Consider the following 2,550-nt stretch of genomic DNA (forward strand, 5'->3'; position numbering starts at 1 on the left):
CCGGCAGCTGCACCGCCGGGCGACCCGCCCGCGCCATGATCCCACAGCTGCCGCTCGCGCTGCGCTGGCCGCGCCGCCAGCGCTTCGAACATTTCCACGCCGGCGCCAATGCCGCCGCGCTAGCCGCGGCGCAGGCGCTGGCGTTGCAGGCCGGCGCGCCCTGGGTCTACCTGCACGGCCCCGCCGGCAGCGGCCGCAGCCACCTGCTGATGGCCGCCTGCCAGGCAGCCAGTGCGGCGGGGCGGCGCGTGCAATACCTGCCGCTGACCACGATCGCGGATCATACGGCGGCCTTGCGCGGCGTCGCCGGCAGCGAACTGCTGGCGCTGGACGATATCGGCGCCATCGGCGGCCATCGCGATGCGGAGCATGCACTGTTCGACCTCTACAACCGCGCCCGCGCCGAAGGCAACGCACTGCTGTTCGCCGCCGACGCCGCGCCGGCCGCACTGGGTCTCGACCTGCCCGACCTGCGCTCGCGTCTCGGTGCCTGCACCCAGTTCGCGCTGAAACCGCTCGACGACGACGAACGCCGCGCCGTGCTGAAGGCGCAGGCCGCCGCACGCGGCATCGAGCTGGACGACAGCGTGCTGGACTGGCTGTTCGCCCGTTATGCGCGCGACCTCGGCGCGCTGCTCGACCTGCTCGACAAGCTGGACCAAGCCTCGCTGGCGGCGCAGCGACGGATCACCATCCCGTTCCTGCGCGGGTTCCTGCGCGAAGCGGCATCCTGAAACGACAAAGGCGCCCGCAGGCGCCTTCGTTTGCTTCGGCCGGGTGGACCGCTCAGGCCTTGAGCAACCCCGGCGTCGCTTGCCGGCCGATCGCGTCGGTCAGCGCCTTGGACACGTTGAGGTTGCCGGCGATGAGGTTGCCGCTGGCCGGGAGGCCGTCGCGGCCGGCGAAGTCGCAGTAGCGGCCACCCGCTTCATGCACCAGCAGCACGCCGGCAGCCATGTCCCACGGCTTCAGGCCGATCTCGAAGTAGCCGTCGTAGCGGCCGGCGGCGGTGTAGGCCAGATCGAGCGCGGCGGAGCCGGAGCGGCGGATGTCCTCGGCCTGGCCGAGGATCGCGCGGGTCATGTCGAGCTGCGCGGCGAGGTGCTCGCGCTGGCGGAACGGGAAGCCGGTGGCGATCATCGCGCCGCCCAGGTTCTCGCGCTTGCTGACGCGCATGCGGCGGTCGTTGATATAGGCGCCGTCGCCCTTGCTGGCGGTGTACAGCTCGTCGCGCAGCGGGTCGAACACCACCGCGTGGATCGGCACGCCCTTTTCCAGCAGCGCGATCGATACGCTGAAGTGCGGGATGCCGCGCAGGTAGTTGTGGGTGCCGTCCAGCGGGTCGATCACCCAGGTCAGCGGGCCCTTGCCGATCGCGCCGCTTTCCTCGGCGAGGATCGCATGGTCGGGGTAGGCGCGGCGCAGTTCCTTGATGATCTCCGCCTCGGCCAGCTTGTCGACCTCGGAGACGAAGTCCATCTGCTGCTTCTCGACGATGTTGAGGCCGTCGATACGGTTCATGTAGCGCAGGATCACGTTGCCTGCGGAACGGGCGGCGCGCGCCGCGATCGTGACGTGGGGTCGGGCCATGGGTATCGACTTTGGAAGAGAGCGGGGCTGCGGCCGGCGATTCTAGCAGAGGCGGGTCCGGGCCGCCCCGGGTCCACTATCCTTGTCGGCCCGAACCCTCGATCTTCCTGCGCATGACCGACCGCCACGACCTCGCCGCCCGCTTCCGCTACGTGCTGGTGCGCACCTCGCATCCGGGCAACATCGGCAGCGCGGCCCGGGCGATCCGCACGATGGGTTTCGCGCGGCTGGAGCTGGTCAGCCCATATCGTTTCCCCGATCCGGAGGCGAATGCGCTCGCCGCCGGCGCGGACGATGTGCTGGCCAACGCCGGCATGCACGCCGACTTGGTGGATGGTCTGGCCGGCAGCAGCCTGGCGCTGGGCTTGTCGGCGCGCCGGCGCGGGGTGAACCTGCCGGAGATCTCCCCGCGCGAGGCGGCGCAGCAGGCGCTGGCCGCGGCCACCCGCGGCGAGCAGGTGGCGCTGGTGTTCGGCAACGAGCGCACCGGCCTGGAGAACGAGGAACTGGCGCGCTGCCACGCGATGGTACGGATTCCCAGCGCGGACGACTTCAGCTCGCTCAACCTGGCGCAGGCGGTGCAGGTGATGGCCTACGAGCTGCGCGTGGCGATGCTCGGCGACGAACCGCCCGCCGCGCCGCCGGAGCACGACGAGCCGCCGGCCGACGCGGCGCAGATGGAGCAGTTCTACCGCCACTTGGCGCAGACCCTGGACGATATCGACTTCCACAAGGGCCGCGAACCGACCACGATCATGCTGCGCCTGCGCAAGCTGTTCCAGCGTGCGCAGCCGGACGCGCGCGAGCTGCGCGTGCTGCACGGCATCCTCGCCGATGCGCAGCGGATGGCGGGGCTGGCGAAGCACAAGTAGCCGGCTCCGGTAGGGCGGGCGGTGCCCGCCCTTGTATTCTGATTTTGCCCGAGTCGCGCTTGGGCAAAAGGGTGTCCGGATGCCGTGC

At 70.9% G+C, this 2,550-nt stretch carries 3 protein-coding genes; 2 read left to right on the top strand and 1 reads right to left on the bottom strand.

Annotated features, from left to right (window positions below):
* The first annotated feature begins 35 nt into the window (after nucleotides 1-35).
* Entirely contained in the window at nucleotides 36-734 is a 699-nt protein-coding gene (gene hda / locus RHOFW104R8_RS10925; protein WP_068095895.1) for a DnaA regulatory inactivator Hda, read from the top strand.
* A gap of 52 nt (nucleotides 735-786) precedes the next feature.
* Here the strand turns inward: hda and RHOFW104R8_RS10930 are convergent, their stop codons facing one another.
* Entirely contained in the window at nucleotides 787-1,590 is an 804-nt protein-coding gene (locus tag RHOFW104R8_RS10930; protein WP_068095893.1) for an inositol monophosphatase family protein, read from the bottom strand.
* A 113-nt stretch (nucleotides 1,591-1,703) separates the two neighbouring features.
* Between RHOFW104R8_RS10930 and RHOFW104R8_RS10935 the strand changes: the two genes are divergently transcribed.
* Nucleotides 1,704-2,462 carry an RNA methyltransferase gene (locus RHOFW104R8_RS10935; protein ID WP_068095891.1) on the top strand — a complete coding sequence of 253 codons (759 nt, stop codon included), beginning with the start codon at nucleotides 1,704-1,706 and terminating at the stop codon, nucleotides 2,460-2,462.
* Nucleotides 2,463-2,550: the final 88 nt, after the last annotated feature.

The sequence above is a fragment of the Rhodanobacter sp. FW104-R8 genome (assembly GCF_001617365.1).
Lineage (GTDB): Bacteria > Pseudomonadota > Gammaproteobacteria > Xanthomonadales > Rhodanobacteraceae > Rhodanobacter.